We start from the raw sequence: 17283 nt of genomic DNA, 5'->3' as shown, positions 1-17283 counted from the left end.
TTGGTAACGTTTTTGCGTTTCCATACTCTATATCGGAGTGTCGTTTCAATTGTTTAACCTTCTTGGTAATTTTTATTGATTTTTTATCCATTCAATCACCCGCGATTGACTTAATCGATGATTTCCACCTTTTGTACGGCTTATTCGATACACACGATATCCCGTCTGTTCTCTCTTGACATACAAACGTCCCGGTATGCGATGAGAGGACCCCCATCCATATTCCTGATAGGTTGTCGATTTCCCTTTAACGCTATTCGGTCTAAATGTCACATTCCCCGTATGCCATCCAAGCGAAAGTTCGTAGAGGGCAGCATCGACGCCAGTCTGCTCCTGCTCTGACAATTCCAAATAGTCTTTTTCGAATTCCTTTTCTACAAATATGTTCGGGATACTCCCACCGACTCGACGGCCGATTTGCTTCTTAAGGCGCATTTCTTTTTGCAAGTATTTTTTCTTATCCGAACTCCATTGTTCTATTACTTCATCGTATTGACGATTGATTTTCTCTTTTTCACGCTCGACTACTGTTCGCTTTTCTAATTCTTCACTCCATAACGAATATGCCTCTTCTTGCTCTTCTCGACTCGCTTGGAGTTGCTTTTGGAGCCTTTCACTCTCTTGAATGGCAAGTTGAATTTGTTTTTCGTGAGAAGCGACGTTATGAAGTAATTGCTGTTTCTCTGTTAGTAAGGCATCACGGACCACTTCCATTTGAGCAACTTTTTGATCAAGTTCTAATTTTTGGTGTCGTACCTTTTGGAGTTCTTCTTCATATTGTTTATTCTGTTCATAAACCGACCGCTCTCGTGCTTCAATCTCTTCAATTCGCTTCTCCGCTTCTTGAATCTGTGCCTTAAAAAGTACTTTCGCATTAACTTGAAGATTATCGTCTGACAATTTTGACGTCATTTCTTTAATTTGGTCTTCTAGTCGGTGTTTTTCGACATGAAATTGTTGTAATTTTGTTTTTTGTTTTTCCACATCTTCTTGAAGTTTTGCTTCTCTCGATTTTAACTCATCCACTTTGAACAACAATTGTTGAACGGCAAGACGACTTTTCATAACAACTTCTTCTTTCTCTTGAAGTTCGTGATGTAACGCTTCAATCCGATTCACTTTTTCTCGCAATGTCTGTTGAAAACGAGCCTGTTGATCCAGACGCTGAGTATCGTCATGTTGATACAAACGAGTTATAAGTTCTTGAATGACGAGATCATGCTTCCTCAGCTTGTCTTCCACTTCACGGGTTTGTTTTTGAAAAGCAATGACTCGCTTTTCTTGCGCCACCCAGTCTGCAAGTGCCTGACCTAACATGGAGTCCATCCCGCGCATCCATTTCTCTATGTGGTTCGTTGTATTTTCCGTCCATCGTTTTAATTGTTCTCCTAAATCATTCATATTTTTCTGTACTCATCCTTTCTTTAAATACATGCTAGTTTAATTAAACAAAGTAGATTTTGCTCTTTTATAGAACGCGAACTAAAAACCCTCTCAGCTGTTGCCGAGAGGGACATGATAAATACTTTTCACGTGAGTTGGGGCGTCATCTCTACAAAAATGTCTTTGGCCGCGTTGGCAATCACTTTTGTAGTTGTTGCGTCATACGTTCCGCCGATCACCCCTCCTACGAGCGGCACCATTTTCCCCATATTAATGACGCCTTTTTGTCCAAACTTCGTCATCAATCTAAAACCGACAGCTTTATTAATTTTTTTGATCACTTCAAAAGGCAATTTTTTAATCATATTGACTGCTAACTTCTGTCCAACTTGAACACCAGCTTGTTTCAAAATATCACTGGCGGCCTTTCCCGTTAATGAAGCATAAACAAAAGTACGCACTTGATCGTCTTTTACATCGTACCCTCGCATGATTGCAATTGAAGCAATCATCCGCATTTGAATGAACAGCACTGAACTGATATTAGCAGGGACCGCCACTGGCAATGTAATCAGGCCACCTAGCCCTGTAAGAAACCCACTCGTACCACATTTGGCTAGCTGTGTTGTAATTAATTTATCAATCCCTTGGTCCACTCCATACTTGTTAGTGTATTCTTCAGCCAATTCATATGCTGTATCCATACCAGGTAATCCAGTTAGCGCTTTCTCATAACCCCAATCCAATACTTCATTGACTTTACTAACTGTTAGTTGATTCGCCATATAATAATCCTCCTATAATTTCATAACATCATTATAATTCAAAATTGAGTATTAAATTTACTTTTTTTGTTTTTAATGGAAATGAAAAAACGACCCATCACTGGGCCGCTCCTCCTCACGCTTCCACTTTCACTTGTTCCGTCTCATTCTGCAAACTCTCGGCAACACGGACGAGCTCCGTCATCGCACCGTTCACTTCGCCGAGGCTCGCCGCCTGCTGGCTCGCAGCCGACGTGACTTCCGTCGCGTAGCGTGACGCCTCTTCGACCATCCCGACGATACCGGCCGAGTTTGTGACGACCGAATCGATCTGTCCACGTGACTCATCAAGCAACGCATCGACCGAATGGACGTGGCTGTACACTTCGTTCGCCGAACTGTGGATCGTCGCGAACGCGCCGCCCGCCTTCTCGACGAGCCCGACACCCGTCTCAACTTCCGCTTTCACGTTCGCCATCGATGACGACGTGTCGCCAACCAAACGTTTGACGTCGACAATCAAATCTGTGATTTCTTGCGTCGAGTTCGCCGTCTGTTCGGCGAGCTTTTTGACTTCCGCTGCGACGACCGCGAAACCGCGTCCGTGCTCACCGGCACGTGCTGCCTCGATTGACGCGTTAAGTGCGAGCAAGTTCGTCTGCGCCGAGATGTCGCTGATGACGTCTGTGATGCGTGAGATCTCACCTGTCTTCTCCGTCAATTGACTATTGAGTGTTGATGACTGTTCGACTTTCCCAGCGATTGCATGCATCGCGTCGACCGACGACGAGGCCAAACCTTTCCCGCTCTCGGCTTCTTGTTGCATCTCACTCGCCGATTCGAGCGCCGAGCCCATCTCTTTACGGATGTTCTCCATCGTCCGGGCGACGGCACCGAGCAGGTCCATCGAGCTGTATGTCGCGTTGACATTGTCTTCAAGCATCTTGTTCAAGGCGTTCATCGCCGAGCGGATGCTTTCGCCGGCCGTGTTGCCTTCTTGGACCGCTGCCGCGATCTCTTGCGCGGAACCCGTCAATTGGTCCGCCGTATAGCGCATGTTCGTCCCTTGTTCCCGCAAGTGTTCGACCATGTTGTCCATCGACAGAAGCAGACGACCTATCTCTGAGCGGTCCGTCGTTGATTCACTTGCGAACACGACCGTCAAGTCGCCGTTGCCGACCTCGACCGCTTTGTCTGACGCTAACTCGATCGCTTTAAGCGGGCGACGGGCGATCAAGTAAATGACGCCCCCACCTAGTACTGAAATGAGCAGAGCCACGGCCGTCCCGACGAGCATGACCTGACCTTTAGCTAGTTCGAGCTCAGTTAATTGAAGCGTGATGAACCCGACCGCCCCGCCTGTAATGAACGACGTGACCAAGATCCAGGCGAGCAGTTGAGTCGTAAAGTTTTTAAATACTTTCACTATGAGTTCCTCCTCTGTGTAATTCATCACCTACTATATCGTCCACTTGGAAGCTTTTGTATAGCGTTTTCACTTGAAGTTTTGGTCAATGAAAAAACGCCCTCATCGGAGAAGGGCAAGGAAAAAGGATGATCGTTCGGACAGCATCGGGATTTTTCAGTAGCCTTGCTGCTCGCTTGGTCATTTGTTTAGGCGCCGATGATCAGTAAGACACGTCCTTCTTCTAACACGAGTGATTTGATGTTTCCGACTTTCACTTTTTGTAGCAGCCCCATTGTACTCAAATCGAGCGTAAGCGTACGTGCGTCATAGGCGATATAAGGCGGGTGATTCAAAAACTTGTCATTTAATAGCTCGTTATCAGAAGGTTCAACTTTGACGACGTTAAAAACGATTTTTCGTCCATGGATTTCTTTTGGTACAACTGTCAGTTTCACACGCACCTCTTTTGAGAAAAATGCGATTCCCACTTTTTTAGTCCCGCTTAATATCAATTGTCCATTCGTGACTTCAACTGTGACATTCGATAGCTCAGAGATTTTAGGTTGGAGAAATGATTGAAGCATAGACGCCTCGATCGGAATGGTCACCGCTAGATTGTTCATTAAGTTTTTAAACACGTCATCGACCCCTATTTCCATTTATGTACTTGAATAATTTAATTATACCTATATTTTACAAATGCTCCATCTCTATTTCAGATATACGGTCAATAAGAAAAGACCAAGCTGTGAGCAAGGCCACTGAAAACTTCAAGTTCCGATTTCTTAGGGCCGATGCTGTACGCCATCCCTGTCAAGGAAAAAGGGTGATTGTTCCGACTTGTGTCAGAACAATCACCCTTGGAGAGCGTCTTCGTCAAAACGGTTCATTGTCTTTTTTCACACGTGTCCGTTCACGAGTCGTCGTGAGCGCATCGATCGCAAGAGCGATCGCCGCCACCCAGTGCAACATCATACCAACGAACGGGATGAAGCCGAGCACCGACGCCGTGATCCCGACAATCGGGCCGAACGAAAGTTTATTCAGCCGCGATACCGACAGGATCAACACGACGATGTGAAATACGAGCATGAATCCGAGCGGTGAATACCCCATACTGATGATGAACAGCCCACCGAGCACCGGGATGCCGAGCAATGCCTCAAACGCGGCACCTAACCATTTCAAATTGCGAACCATCGTCTCCACCTCACAGTTCTAGTAAGTAAAACTCATAGCCGCCGTTCTCAGCGAATCCGGCCCGCTTGTAGATCTCGAGCGCGGCCTTGTTCTCGGTCTCGACGTCGAGTTCGAGCTTCGTGCGGCCCATACGGAACAGTTGTTGGACCATCTGCTTCAACATCTTCGTGCCGTAGCCCTGACCCTGATCGCTCGCCCGCACACCGAACGCGTGGATGCTCGCGGCATCGTCTCCCGACAATAGCGCGCGGATGACACCGACGGGACGGCCTTCAACTTCACCGATGTACGTCACCCGGTCCGGCGTGTCGATTTGGCTGTAGATGTTCTCCGTCACATCGACCGGGTCACCGAACGCCTCACTAAGCGTCTCGATGATGACGGGACGGTCGGCGTCGGTTGCCTCACGGAGCGACACTTCGTTCGGTTTCAAGAACAGCTCGGCCTTCTTCAACACCAAATTGTACTCCGAGAACTGGTACGCCGCTTGAATGTGGTCGACGACCGCCTTGCCCGACTTCGACTTGCGGTCGATGACGAACGTGAACGCCTCGCAACCGTTCTCTTTGGCGTCGCGTTTCGCTGCCGCGAGGAGCGCCGTGAAGACGCCTTGCTTGCGGTAGTCCGGATGGACGAGCGCGTTGACTTCATACTCGTTCGGGAGATACGGGAACAACATCAAATAACCGATCAACTGTTCACCGTCATAGACGGCGTAGTCGTTCTGTCCGACCGCGACGTGACCGATCTTCACGTCGATCGCGTCATGCGCGTTGACCGCTCCTTCGAGCACTGTTACATGTTCTGCCTGTCTTGCTTCTTCTACTGTCCAATTCATCCAATCACCTCTTTTCCATTTTGCACGGAAGCGATTTACATGTCCACCCCGAGCCGTGCAATCCCATTGAAGACGAGCCAACCGCCTAAAAGAAACAAGAACACCGGAATCAGATAAACGCTTGAAACGTTCAACAAGTGGCGAAACGAACGTTCGAAACGGACGTAGCGCGCATCTCCATGAAAATAGATGTACAGACCATAGACCATGGCCATCGGTGCGATATACACCACCCCATAGCATACGAACGCGATCAGACTGACAATGATTTCAAGCCCTGCCCCAGATAGGATTGCGACGAAGCCGAACAACGGTAAAGCCGTCGGCAAGTCAAGAAACGTTGACGAGACCGAAAGTACGATAATCGAATACGGGTTCACGGTGCGGACAAGCGTCCCCACGACGTCTGGCAACGGCTCGTTTGCTCGGATTCGCCTGAATAAACGCAGCGTCGTGACGGCGCCATACACGAGACAGCCCAGTCCGATGACGAGTAACGATATCCCCACTTGAGTCGTGAATCGCTCGAGCCACGAAGACAAGACATCTCGCAGCAAGCGATCGAGCCCTGTATATATGGCGATTCCCGCAACCGTGTATACGACAAACGTCCCGACAATAAATAGACTCGCATGCCACTTTTTTCGAACAAGCGGCAGCAGCACCATCATCGTGGCAATCGTCGCCGGGTTCAGACTGTCGAGCAAGGCGAGACCTAGCGCGGCGAGAACGAATTCAAGATTCATCGTCTGCCGCCTCGGCTAACTGTCCGAGCAACCGCTCGAACGTTTGCCATTCTTCTGGCGAGAGCGCTTGTGAGATGTGATCGATAAAGCGTATATAGACGCCCGTTTCCGTGTCGACGAACTCACGCCCACGCGGTGTCAGTCTCACTTGAATACTTCGTTTATCTGTCTCCTGACGTACCCGTTCGACATATCCCGTTTTGACGAGGCGGTCGAGCATTTGAGACACGGACGCTTTCTTGACGCCCATCCGTTCGGCAAGCGATGAGACGGTGATTGATGTTTCCTCATAAATCGCCAAGATGTATGGATAATTCGCGACCGTGATGTCGTCATACTCATGGACTTCAATTTCCTTCTGTAAACGTCTTAAGTAGCTGTCATACAGTGTGTTGAAATGTTGAATTACAGACATCTGTTGCGCCCCCTTATATAGTTAGTTAACCTAACTATATAATAGATTATCTTATTCAGCAAACAAAAAAACGCCCGTCTCATGACAGGCGTCCAGATCAATCGATCAATTTAAACTCGAGCTCTGGGAGCGTCTCGAGCAGCTCTGCAATCTCATCCGTATGCGCCTCAGCGCCTGGGACGGCCTCGGTCGGTTCGACCCAGAAGAACGTCTTGTCGCTCGCGCCGAGATAGTTGCCGTAACCGATTTCGGTCGCGAACGCCTCTTCCGAGAGTTCACGGTCGATCAAGTCAAGGTGGAACAACAGTTGGTCGTCCCCCTCCTCGACGTTATAGTAGAGGTCGAACGTGCCGTAGCTATTTTTATCGCCGACATCGACGACGTCTTGTGCTTTCTCGATATAGACGTCACCGCGCTCGATCGCCTCGGCGATCTTCGATGGGAGAATGATCTCGTAGCCGAGGTCGCGGTCACGGATCGTCTGTGACGTATCATCGGTCCGTCCGCGTGACGAGACGACACCGACCGTTGCGACGAGGGCACCGGTCACGCCAAGCGCGACGGCCCATTTTACTGTTTTATTCATGTTGAACTCACTCCTCTTTGATGACTGCCATGAGACGATTATCGCACAAAACATCACCAAATCATTAAATATTCTGAAAAAACTTTTTAGGATGCGTTGACGCCCGTCCGCCAATCCCATACGATAAAGATATCGTATTACAGAAAAGAGGAACTGACATGTCAAACGAATCCCAATTGTCGCGCGCACAGCTCGACGCGCTCTTGAAAAACGTCTTCGCCCTGCAAATCCCGGTCATCGAAAAATTCATGACGGATCTGTTTAAAAAATACGTCTCGACGGCGTCCACGTTCAAGCAAGATATGGACACGATGAAAGCGAGCGAGTGGCACCAACAATTCTTCGGTCAGAAGGCGATGCCGCACTTGTTCATCGAGAACCTTGGCTTCGGCGCTTCGTTCCGTCACCAGGAACAAGAAAAAGTCGTCAAGATCCCGGATAACATGACGGTCGTCAAACCGGACTCGGACAACCAGATCGAGGAGATTCTCCAAAACCTCGACAAGACGCTCGCGTCGATGGAAGTCAAAAACAAAGGACTCGTCAAAAAGTTCTATAAAGAAACGCTCGAACTCATCTGTCAGCTCGGCAGCCGTACCGGCATGATGGACGAGTTTTATGAGCAGGTCAAAGGCAGTTTGACGAAATCTTGATAAAACATCCACGTCCGCGGACGTGGATGTTTTTCAATGCCCGCCTCTAGGCTCGAACACGGCCAAGCGCTCGACTTTGGCCAAGACCGGTCGCGCCCGCTCGATCAGCGTTTTCGTCGTCTCAAGCGAGAGCGACTGTTGATGGGCGTCTACACTTTCCCACACTTCGTAGACGAGAATCGAATCGTCATCGAGTGAGACGTTCACCCGGTACATAGCGCACGTCGACTCCTGTTTCATCGCCTCGGCCGCCTCGAGCAAGATCGCGAGCAACGTGTCGTGCTCACCCGGAATAGCGGTCAACTTGCCGAACAATCCATATGGACGCATGAGATCTCTCCTTCCTGATTCTCGACTTGTTCCATAATTTGTGTCAGATTTCCTGCCTCGACCGTAAAATCCGTTGTGAGGTTTGCTATACTAAAACAAAAAGGAAAGGGGCGATACGCGATGCAGCGTCCACCGATGCCTTCCCCGACCCCGGAGGAAGTGCTCCGCTTAAAGCGGGAACATAATCCAATCAAACCGACCGAGCTCTTCGCGAAAGCGCTGCTCCTCTTGATCGGCGCCTTCATTTTCGCCATCGGACTCGAGGCGTTCCTCGTCCCGAACCAGATCATCGACGGCGGCATCGTCGGCGTCTCGATCATCGTCTCTTATCTGACAGAAACAAAAATCGCCATCTGGCTCGTCCTGTTCAATTTGCCGTTCATTTACTTCGGCTACCGCCAGATCGGGAAGACGTTCGCCGTCGTCACCCTCGTCGCCATCTTACTCATGTCGGGCTTCACAATCCTATTGCACTCGATCGAACCGTTCACGGACGATCTGCTTCTTTCGACCGTGTTCGGCGGCTTCTTGCTCGGCGCCGGAATCGGGCTCGTCATCCGGGCCGGCGGTTCGCTCGACGGGACCGAGATTTTGGCCGTGTCGTTCACGGACCGGCTCCCGTTCTCGGTCGGCGAGATCGTCATGTTCTTCAACATCTTCATCCTCGGCACGGCCGGCTTCGTCTTCAGCTGGGACCGGGCCATGTACTCGCTTATCACCTATTTCGTCGCCTTCAAGACGATCGATATCGTATTAGAAGGGATCGACCAATCGAAAGCGGCGTGGATCATCACGACGTCGCCGGACGACGTCGGTCAAGCCATCATGGACCGACTCGGCCGCGGTGTGACGTACCTTCACGGCGAAGGGGCGTACACGGGTGACGGCAAAAAAGTCGTCTTCACCGTCATCAGCCGTCTAGAGGAGACGAAATTGAAAGACATCCTCGACGACTATGACGAGAAGGCGTTCCTCGCCATCGGTAACATCCACGACGTCCGGGGCGGACAGTTCAAAAAGAAAAATATCCACTAAAAAGGTCGGCCCCAGGGCCGACCTTTTGCGTTATCCTAAACGTGCCTGATCGCGTCCGCTCATCTTCGCCGCATAGAGCGCCGCATCGGCCCGCTCGAACACAAGCATGCTCGGTTCGGCGTCGGCGACCGACGCCCCGATCGAGATCGTCATCGGGATCGTTTCCCCCTCAAACGTGAACGGTGTCTCACGGACGACATCGACGACCGCGTCGGCAAGCGCCACGACGGCCTCCCCTGCACCTTCGACGACCATCAAAAATTCTTCGCCGCCGTACCGACCGACAAATCCCCCGTCCGGGCAGTTCAGGCGTAACGTCTCACCGATTTGACGCAACGCCTCGTCGCCGGCACGATGGCCATATGTATCGTTCAATTGCTTGAAATGGTCGACATCGATGACGAAGAGTGCCCATGGCCGACCAGACAGTTCCACCTCGCTCAACCGTTCGAGCGTCATGTAGCGGTTCGGCAGTCCCGTCAACTCGTCGACCGTCGCCCGATGGGTATGCAGACGGAACATCCAAAGATGGGTCTCCAACTTCTTGGCACCCCAGTAGCACATCCAAGCCCCGAGCGATGTCATCAGGAAATACGGGATGAACACGTCAATAAACGTATCGAGCGAGACGTTGCCGACGACGCGGACGAGGACGAGCGCCATGCCGATCGCGATGTACACCGCGAACGAATGACCTCGGCGCACAGATTGACGACCGAGCCCGACGGCAATCACCCAAAAAATGCCGATCATGACGAAGGCGTTCATGATGACCGCACTGAATCCCTCTGTCATCAACCTGGCCGCGACAGATGTGAGGATGGCGACGGTCACCCCGACCGGACCGGCGAATGCCGCCGCGAGTGCGAACGGGATGATCCGCAGGTCGATTTTGGCCCCGTCGACGACGATTGAGTTGATCGTCAGCAACACAGCGATCAGTCCGTTCGACAGCCCGAACCCGATGCGGATCGAGATGGGTGATGACACTTGAATCGGCAAAACGTCACGCATCACATAAAACGTCAACGAAATGAGCAAATAGATGATGCTGATATTAATGAAAAAAATGTTTACAACCTGACCCAATCGACCCAATCCTTTCCCAATTCTTCCTATCTATCCTATCGTACCCGTGTGACACGTGTCAGCCTATCTAAAAATTCAGCCAGCCAAAAAGTCGAAAGCTCATGCTTCCGACTTGTTTTTAAGCATTTGTTTCATCAAATTGGCACTATCGCGGGCCGATTCATTCTCGGTTTGCATCTGGACATACACCTCGTGGCGATGGATGTCGATGTGACGCGGGGCGTCGATGCCGAGCTTGACTTGGTCGCCTTCGATGGCGAGCACGGTGAGCGTCACATCGTCGCCGATATGGATCGCCTCACCTTGTTTTCGTTTCAATACGAGCATCAGCGCACCTCTGCTTTCTGGCCGCCGAGCGGGTAGCGGGCCGAGTAGGCATCGTCTAAGATGACTTGCTTGCCACGGCGCTCTTTCGTCTCGATGACGATCGGTGCCTTCAAGTTGAGCGTCGAGGCGTCGAACGGTTCGCGAAGCGTGACGATGGCGTATACCGAGACGTGCTCGGCCTCACCGATCGCGAGCTGCTCCTTGGCACCGTCCGTCAGTTCGAACGCATAATCCGCCTTATGCCAAAACGGGTTCGTCACGACGAACGCACAAGCCGAATCTTCGATCGACTGCAACGACCAGAACGGGAGGTCGTCCCCGTACGGGATGAGAACGAACGTCTTCGAGTCCGGAAAACCGGGCACCTCGCTGACGAACGAAATCGTCTCTTCATCATTCACTTCAATCTTGCCAAAATAATCTGTCTCAATGAACATGGTTTGTCCTCACTTTCAACGCGTCTCATCATACATGCCACCGATTGGCCACATCTCGAGCGACGCCTCTTGGCGAAGCGAGATGTCCGTCGTCCATGGTGTGAACGAAATCTCGGCCGGGGTAAGCGATACATCTATTTGTGCCGGCGTCAGGTTCCATTCGATTTTGACATCCGCCGGCGTATACGTCAACTTGACGCGGTCGATCGACTTCGGCATATAGCCCATGTCGACGATTGGGTACGGGTCGTTCACTTTGCTCGCAGCGATGCTCGGGATCGGGTTACCGTTCTCGATCCGCATCAGTTGATCGCCTTCCCGGGCCGTCTGGCTCGTCGCCTCGCGCACACCTTGTTCGCCGAGCTGGCCGAAGTAGCGGCCGAGTTCGAGCGCGCTTTTCAAGTTGCTCTCACTGCGTGCGACCGAAGAGTCGACTTCGAGCGTGCCTTGTCTCGTCTGTTGCGTCATCTCGACCTTGCCTTGCGTCATCGACACATCGGCCCGCCCTTGTCTCATCTCGAGCACGGGGCGGTTCGACGTCATCTGGATCGCGGCCTGCGTCTGCCGCATCTCAAGTCTCGCCAGGTTCATCCGCGCTTACCGGAGGAAGTCGAGGAGCGTCGGCTGGATGATGCGGGCCCCGGCTGAGAGTGCGGCCCGGTGTACCGTCTCATGTGACTTGAGCTCCATGATGACTTTCTCGATATCGATATCTTCATTGTTCGACATGATCGTCTTGGCGATAATCTCGTGGTCTTGCAGACGATTATCGACGAGTTCGAGCCGGTTGGCGCGAGCACCGAGTTCGGCCCGCTCCGTGATCAAGCTTTGACCGAGCGTGTCGAGCGTCGCCAGTTCGGCTGATAGATCGGCCCCGCCTGTCGTCGCTGCCCCAAGCAAGCCACTTAATTTTTGAAGTCCCTCAAACAGCTTTTGTCCAAAGACTGTCTCCGGTTGCATATTCACTTGCATCTTGATCCCTTTCGAGACTTCGAACTCGATTTTGCCGCTCGGGTCAGGATCACCGGGTATTTCGTTTGCTGTATAAATTTCAGCAATCGTGACCGGATTTAAAGGATCGTTCTTTAAATAGCCCTTTAACTTGTCCATATCGATAAGCGGCTGATCCGTCTTTGTCCCGTTATAAATATACTTCTCGCCGGCTTTCGAGTTCGCGAGCGAACCGATATGTTCGACGAGTTGGTCGATCTCACTCTTGATGATCTCGCGTTGTGACGACTCGTACGTGTCGTTCGCCGCTTGCGTCGTCAGTTCACGGATCCGTTTGACGGCTTCCGTCACTTCGTTCAACGTCGAGTCGGTCAAGTCCATCCAGCTCGTCGCTTCGCTGACGTTACGACGGAACTGGTCGACTTCGCGCACTTCGGTCCGGTAACGGATGCCTTGCATCGCGACGACCGGGTCCTCGGACGCTTTTTGGATCCGTTTCCCGCTGATCAGTTGTTCTTGGACGCGGGCGAGCGTGTTATAGCTGCTCGATAAATGTTTCAAGTTCGTCTGTGTGAGCATCGTCTGTGTGACACGCATTACTCATTACCTCCCTACGACACCCATGCCGTTAATGATTTTGTCGAGCATCTCGTCGACCGCCGTGATGTTCCGTGCCGCCGCGTTATAGGCGTGCTGGTACTGGATCATCATCGTCATCTCTTCGTCGAGCGAGACCGCGCTCACCGATTGGCGGCGCTGGTCCGAACTCGCCATGAGCGCGAACGTGCTCTTGGCGAGACTTCCGCTCTGGCTCGCCGAGACGGCCATGTTGCCGATGACGTTTTGATAATACTTCCCGATCGACGAATTGGTCGTGACCGAGCCGCCCGTAAACGCCAACGCTTGGTTTTTCAAGTCGGCAAGCGCCAACGCCCCACTGCCGTCACCGATGTTGCCGTCTTTTGAAGCGGCGATCAAATCGAGGTTCTTCATAATGTCATCGCCGACGGTTATATCCGCCGCACTCGTCACGTTTACGAAAAATTGATCCGTGCCGGCGACGCCTGTTGCATCGATATTGCCACTATGCGCGGTGTTGAAGGCAGTCGCGAATTGATTGGCCATCTCATCCAAATCTTTCAGCATGACGGTGAAGGCCCCGTCAATCCCTTCGTTCGCACCCTCGCCATACATTTCGACGAGTGCTTTCAACTTCCCGTTCGGAATCTCGGCGTGGGTGAGCGGCGTGACTGCGCCTGCCGCATCCGTCAATTCGAGGCCGTCAAATTTCCCGATCCCTCCTCCGATGGCGTCAACGAGTGTCACGTTGTTCGGTGCGGCTTTCGTTCCGAGGTTGACGACAATATCGATCCGCCCCTCGGCCATCCGCTGCGAGTTACCGCGCGTCTCGCCGTTCAAGTAGTCGACCGGTTTGCGCTCGAACTCGACGTATTGCGCGAGCTCGTCCATGTAGCGGTCACGTGCGTCATACAGTTCGTTTGGGAGCGCGCCGAGCGGTTCCGCGTCCCCGATTTGACGGTTGACGTCGCTGATCTTCGTCAACAGGTCGTTCACTTTCTTGATGACGACGTCGGCTTCTGACTTCAAATCGTCTTGGACTTTCGTGAGCGAGGACGACATATAGTTGAACGTCTCGGCGAGCGTCATCGCCCGTTGACGAACGACGCTGCGGGCGCCGGTGTCATCCGGGTTGACCGACAAGTCTTGGAGCGATCCCCAGAACAAGTCGAGCGATTTGGCGAGACCGTTCTCAGAAGGTTCGTTGATGATATCTTCCATCCGGCCGAACGCCGCTTCTTTCGTCGCGTAAAACGAGTTTTTGACCGTCTCGTCACGGTATTGTTGGTCGATCATCAAGTCGCGGATGCGGGCGAGCGTCTCCCCGCGTACGCCCGTCCCGAACTGTCCGGCCTTCGTTCCGCCGAAGTTGACACTCAGCTGTTCGGTCATGCCAATTGACAGTCGTTGACGCGAGTAGCCCGGGTTCGAGGCGTTGGCGACGTTGTTCCCCGTCGCCTGCAGCGCCCACTGGTGCGTCGTCAAACTGCGTCGCGCCGTCTCTAATCCCATAAATGTTGAACCCATAAATGTTCCTCCTTATACGTCACGGCTGAACGAGCGTGTCTCGAACGCCTGTTGCCCGTATGTGAAATCGTCTGCTTCTGGCATGAGCATGTCCAAATGCCAATTGATATACCGGAGCGACTGTTCGAGCAACGTCGCGTTCAGTTCATTCTGTCGCTTCAGTTCGAACAGCACCGGTCGTAGCGCTTCCTTCTCTTCATCGTCCAAAACGAGCAAACCTTGAAGTCGTTCCGTCTCTTTTTGTCCGATTTGTCGGACAATCGTCGCTTCTTCTTTGACGAGCGCGCTGAAAGCGGGCATATCGCCTTTGATGAGCAGTTGTTCTTTTGCGTAAGCGAGTTCGAGTAAACGTGTATGTAATGTGAGCATAATAGTCTCCTTTTTCCAAAAAAAGAGCCGACTAAAAAGGGGTTCCCTTGTCTAGTCAGCTTCCGTGCCGTGTTATAAGTGCGAAGGCCTCAAGCGGACCTCGCTTCCATTCATCCTTGTAGAAAGCGTTTGGCGATGTCGCGCGCGTCCCGTGTATACGTCCCTGCGTTGATCTCCGCCTTCAAGGCGCTGATCTTCTCAAGACGGTCCGGATTTTTCACCGGTTCTTCAAACCGGGCGCGGGCTTCAGCCGATATCGATATTCGGTCCGTTTGGCGTGTTAGCTCGGGCTTCGTCTCGGCTAGCGTTTTCTTCTCGTAAGTGTTCGGTAAATGTACCCACTTTGCAGAATCGATGCGCATGCGTGTCCCCCCTCTTCTAAGTTGTTAGTCCAAACGATAAGCGCGAGCGCTCGTCTTGGTTACACTTGCTTGTAAACCTTGTAGTTCTTGCTGCATCTCTGCCTGACAAGTCGAACAAACTTTTCCTGCGTTCGTCGCCTTGCCGCAGCGCACACAAGCGATGCTCATTGCTGGGTTGTCCTTGATGATCAAGCGTCCTTCATGGATATATCGCGTGATATCAAGTTCGGAGACACCTGTCGCTTCGACTAAGGCCCCGATCGTTGTCTGTTTGTTGGTTGGTTCCCGAATGAAGTCCCGAACTTTCAAGAAGTTTTGGAAATCGACTTCACTACATGACGGACAGTACGGTGAGCGGCTTTGTTTCATAAACAAACGCCCACACATCTGACAAGTTGCTGCTTCCAATGTCATTCACCTCTGCCCTTTATATCGGACGCATTTTTGATTTGTTTAGCGCCCGGAACAGGCAAACCGCAGAAACTTCTGCATAGCCGGCTTTCTTCAGTGTGTACGCTGCTTGGTGGAGCGTCGTACCGGTCGTATAGACGTCGTCGACGAGCACGATTTTCCCATATGTAGTCGCAGCTTGTACAGCAAACGGGTTTGGACGGTGCCGCCTTTCTCCTTTCCCAAATTCACGCTGACTTGAAACCTCTTCTTTTTGAAGGAGTTGCTGCGTCGGTCCGATTGATCGGGCGAGCACGTCCGCCTGGTTGAAGCGACGCGTCAAAAGCCGCTCCTCCCCGAGCGGGATGGGCACGTAAATCACGCCCGGTTCACGCGCGTTTCGTAACGTGTCCCGAACATGATCGACGAGCGCGACATCCCCGCCGAACTTGAAGCGATGGAGCCACGTCGCACCGGCCTCGTCGTAGGCGTAGAGGCAACGGACCGTCAAATCGAGACCGAGCGCGAGCCAGCGGACGCAGTCCGGGCACGTCTTCCCGTCTGGGCTCGGATGACCGCAGCGGGGACAGCCCGGCTCGAGCGGGGTCAACATCGCTTCACAGTCCGGACAGACCCAGTCACGTTTTAAAAGTGTCGACGGACTCCACGGCACCGTCATCGGTTGGCGGCAGACGAGGCAGTTCATCGCCGGTTCGCCTCCTCGATCGCGCGGATGGTCTGGTCTTGCCGGAACGTCCGCTCGGTATAGAACAAGACGACGTCCCCGGTCGGCGCGTCAGGCTTACGTCCGGCCCGGCCCGCCATCTGGATGAGGGCGCGCGTCGAGAACAGACGATGGTCACTATCGAGAATGGCGACCTGGACGCCGCGGACGGTCATGCCGCGCTCCCAAATCGACGTCGCGAGCACGATGCCGTTCGTTTCTTCTAGCCAGACAAGCGTATCCGTCCGCGCATCGGTGTCGGCCGAGACGGCCCGGTAGTCGAGCCCGGCCGCCTCAAGTAGCTTTCCATAACGGACAAGGTCCGGTTTCGTCGGGACGAACAATAGGCGCGGCGCCACATGGCTCCGGCAAAAGTCGAGAATGGCTGACTCGGCCTGTTTGACGAGCCGCGGCATCGGCAAATCGTGGCCGTGGTAGCGGCGCGACAAGTGGGTGGTTGGAAACTGACGTTGCCACAGCGTCGGTGTCGCCGTGACGAACAAGAAGACACCTTTACCGGCACGATAGAGTGTCCACCAGAGCGATAAGTCGAAAGCGAACGGGAACGCGTCTGACTCGTCGACGAGAACATAATCGAACACGTCGCGCAAATTCACAAGAAGCGGGGCCGTCGCGACGGTGATCATCCCAATCGATTCCTTGTCCCCGCCTCCGTAGCGCCTTGTGATTGGGACGGTGAAGCTTGCCTCGAGCCGGTCGGCCCACTCGATGGCGACGTCACGTCGTGGCGAGACGACGAGAACGCGCTTCCCTTCGTTGACGATGCGGGCAATGACCGGGAACGCCATCTCGGTCTTGCCGGCACCGCAGACGGCGTGGACGAGACCGGTCTGTCGTTTCTCCCACCACGTGAGTAATTGCTCGCTGACACGTTGTTGCGCGTCTGCCAGCTCGAACGGCATAACGAGTTCAGTCGGTTCGACCGGCGTCGTGACGTCGATCTCTGCTAAAAAGTCACAGCGGCATACCCGCCCGAGGTGCAAGCAATTGCGGCAATACTGACATGCGCCGTGATGACAGGTGAACGCGCGGATATCGGTGCTCAGACAGCGCTGACAGACGCCGAAGCGGATGGCCGGTTTCCCGTTCGGACTAACGACGAGGTGTCCCAATAAAATCAGTCCTTTTTCACTGACATTAGCATATAAC

At 52.7% G+C, this 17283-nt stretch carries 23 protein-coding genes; 2 read left to right on the top strand and 21 right to left on the bottom strand.

Features of this window, described 5'->3' with window-relative positions:
• Positions 1 to 72: 72 nt before the first annotated feature.
• The 9 genes from EVJ29_RS01175 to EVJ29_RS01135 form a co-directional block, all read right to left on the bottom strand.
• The gene (locus EVJ29_RS01175; RefSeq protein ID WP_131504617.1) at positions 73 to 1401 is read right to left on the bottom strand and encodes a hypothetical protein; all 1329 of its coding nucleotides are present in this window, start codon (positions 1399 to 1401) and stop codon (positions 73 to 75) included.
• A 128-nt stretch (positions 1402 to 1529) separates the two neighbouring features.
• A complete protein-coding gene (locus EVJ29_RS01170; protein WP_131504616.1) occupies positions 1530 to 2168 on the bottom strand; it encodes an EcsC family protein in 639 nt (212 codons plus the stop codon).
• 115 nt (positions 2169 to 2283) lie between these two features.
• The gene (locus EVJ29_RS01165; protein ID WP_131504615.1) at positions 2284 to 3573 is read right to left on the bottom strand and encodes a methyl-accepting chemotaxis protein; all 1290 of its coding nucleotides are present in this window, start codon (positions 3571 to 3573) and stop codon (positions 2284 to 2286) included.
• A gap of 188 nt (positions 3574 to 3761) precedes the next feature.
• Entirely contained in the window at positions 3762 to 4010 is a 249-nt protein-coding gene (locus tag EVJ29_RS01160; protein ID WP_131504614.1) for a hypothetical protein, read from the bottom strand.
• 421 nt (positions 4011 to 4431) lie between these two features.
• Positions 4432 to 4743: a hypothetical protein gene (locus tag EVJ29_RS01155; RefSeq protein ID WP_330857351.1), complete on the bottom strand. Its 312-nt coding sequence runs from the start codon at positions 4741 to 4743 to the stop codon at positions 4432 to 4434.
• Between the two features lie 22 nt (positions 4744 to 4765).
• Positions 4766 to 5593: a GNAT family N-acetyltransferase gene (locus EVJ29_RS01150; RefSeq protein WP_131504612.1), complete on the bottom strand. Its 828-nt coding sequence runs from the start codon at positions 5591 to 5593 to the stop codon at positions 4766 to 4768.
• A gap of 35 nt (positions 5594 to 5628) precedes the next feature.
• Positions 5629 to 6339: a GAP family protein gene (locus tag EVJ29_RS01145; RefSeq protein ID WP_131464073.1), complete on the bottom strand. Its 711-nt coding sequence runs from the start codon at positions 6337 to 6339 to the stop codon at positions 5629 to 5631.
• Entirely contained in the window at positions 6329 to 6754 is a 426-nt protein-coding gene (locus EVJ29_RS01140) for a MarR family winged helix-turn-helix transcriptional regulator (protein ID WP_131464075.1), read from the bottom strand. Before EVJ29_RS01140 ends, EVJ29_RS01145 begins: the two co-directional genes overlap by 11 nt.
• Positions 6755 to 6851: 97 nt before the next feature.
• A complete protein-coding gene (locus EVJ29_RS01135) occupies positions 6852 to 7340 on the bottom strand; it encodes a hypothetical protein (protein WP_236633346.1) in 489 nt (162 codons plus the stop codon).
• Between the two features lie 158 nt (positions 7341 to 7498).
• On the opposite strand from EVJ29_RS01135, the gene EVJ29_RS01130 reads away from it, so the two are divergent.
• Positions 7499 to 7993, top strand: coding sequence for a hypothetical protein (locus tag EVJ29_RS01130; protein WP_016509305.1), 495 nt, complete (start codon positions 7499 to 7501; stop codon positions 7991 to 7993).
• A gap of 33 nt (positions 7994 to 8026) precedes the next feature.
• On the opposite strand, the gene EVJ29_RS01125 is transcribed toward EVJ29_RS01130, so the two are convergent.
• The gene (locus EVJ29_RS01125; RefSeq protein WP_131490052.1) at positions 8027 to 8323 is read right to left on the bottom strand and encodes a putative quinol monooxygenase; all 297 of its coding nucleotides are present in this window, start codon (positions 8321 to 8323) and stop codon (positions 8027 to 8029) included.
• A 120-nt stretch (positions 8324 to 8443) separates the two neighbouring features.
• On the opposite strand from EVJ29_RS01125, the gene EVJ29_RS01120 reads away from it, so the two are divergent.
• Complete coding sequence (locus EVJ29_RS01120) at positions 8444 to 9358, top strand: YitT family protein (RefSeq protein WP_236633345.1); 915 nt, start codon at positions 8444 to 8446, stop codon at positions 9356 to 9358.
• Between the two features lie 30 nt (positions 9359 to 9388).
• Here EVJ29_RS01120 and EVJ29_RS01115 read toward each other — a convergent pair whose 3' ends face one another.
• The 11 genes from EVJ29_RS01115 to EVJ29_RS01065 form a co-directional block, all read right to left on the bottom strand.
• On the bottom strand, positions 9389 to 10447 hold the full coding sequence (locus EVJ29_RS01115) for a GGDEF domain-containing protein (protein WP_236633344.1): 1059 nt from the start codon (positions 10445 to 10447) through the stop codon (positions 9389 to 9391).
• 99 nt (positions 10448 to 10546) lie between these two features.
• Positions 10547 to 10774 (bottom strand): carbon storage regulator CsrA, encoded by a 228-nt coding sequence (gene csrA, locus EVJ29_RS01110; RefSeq protein ID WP_016509303.1) that lies wholly within the window; start codon positions 10772 to 10774, stop codon positions 10547 to 10549.
• Positions 10774 to 11211 carry a flagellar assembly protein FliW gene (fliW, locus tag EVJ29_RS01105; RefSeq protein WP_131438743.1) on the bottom strand — a complete coding sequence of 146 codons (438 nt, stop codon included), beginning with the start codon at positions 11209 to 11211 and terminating at the stop codon, positions 10774 to 10776. The genes csrA and fliW overlap by 1 nt, the downstream gene beginning before the upstream one ends.
• 15 nt (positions 11212 to 11226) lie before the next feature.
• Positions 11227 to 11802, bottom strand: coding sequence for a DUF6470 family protein (locus EVJ29_RS01100; protein ID WP_070328646.1), 576 nt, complete (start codon positions 11800 to 11802; stop codon positions 11227 to 11229).
• Between the two features lie 6 nt (positions 11803 to 11808).
• On the bottom strand, positions 11809 to 12759 hold the full coding sequence (gene flgL / locus EVJ29_RS01095) for a flagellar hook-associated protein FlgL (protein WP_131456630.1): 951 nt from the start codon (positions 12757 to 12759) through the stop codon (positions 11809 to 11811).
• A 6-nt stretch (positions 12760 to 12765) separates the two neighbouring features.
• Positions 12766 to 14268, bottom strand: coding sequence for a flagellar hook-associated protein FlgK (gene flgK, locus EVJ29_RS01090; protein ID WP_201738969.1), 1503 nt, complete (start codon positions 14266 to 14268; stop codon positions 12766 to 12768).
• 12 nt (positions 14269 to 14280) lie between these two features.
• Positions 14281 to 14637, bottom strand: coding sequence for a flagellar export chaperone FlgN (flgN, locus tag EVJ29_RS01085; protein ID WP_070328643.1), 357 nt, complete (start codon positions 14635 to 14637; stop codon positions 14281 to 14283).
• A gap of 110 nt (positions 14638 to 14747) precedes the next feature.
• The gene (locus tag EVJ29_RS01080; protein ID WP_016509310.1) at positions 14748 to 14999 is read right to left on the bottom strand and encodes a flagellar biosynthesis anti-sigma factor FlgM; all 252 of its coding nucleotides are present in this window, start codon (positions 14997 to 14999) and stop codon (positions 14748 to 14750) included.
• Between the two features lie 24 nt (positions 15000 to 15023).
• Positions 15024 to 15368 (bottom strand): flagellar protein, encoded by a 345-nt coding sequence (locus tag EVJ29_RS01075; protein ID WP_131504611.1) that lies wholly within the window; start codon positions 15366 to 15368, stop codon positions 15024 to 15026.
• 58 nt (positions 15369 to 15426) lie between these two features.
• Entirely contained in the window at positions 15427 to 16095 is a 669-nt protein-coding gene (locus EVJ29_RS01070) for a ComF family protein (RefSeq protein WP_131464086.1), read from the bottom strand.
• Positions 16092 to 17246, bottom strand: coding sequence for a DEAD/DEAH box helicase family protein (locus tag EVJ29_RS01065; RefSeq protein ID WP_131490055.1), 1155 nt, complete (start codon positions 17244 to 17246; stop codon positions 16092 to 16094). The genes EVJ29_RS01070 and EVJ29_RS01065 overlap by 4 nt, the downstream gene beginning before the upstream one ends.
• Positions 17247 to 17283 lie beyond the last annotated feature (37 nt).

Source organism: Exiguobacterium sp. SH4S7 (genome assembly GCF_004336795.1).
GTDB lineage: Bacteria > Bacillota > Bacilli > Exiguobacteriales > Exiguobacteriaceae > Exiguobacterium > Exiguobacterium aurantiacum_A.
This window is presented reverse-complemented; position numbering and strand designations above follow the sequence as displayed.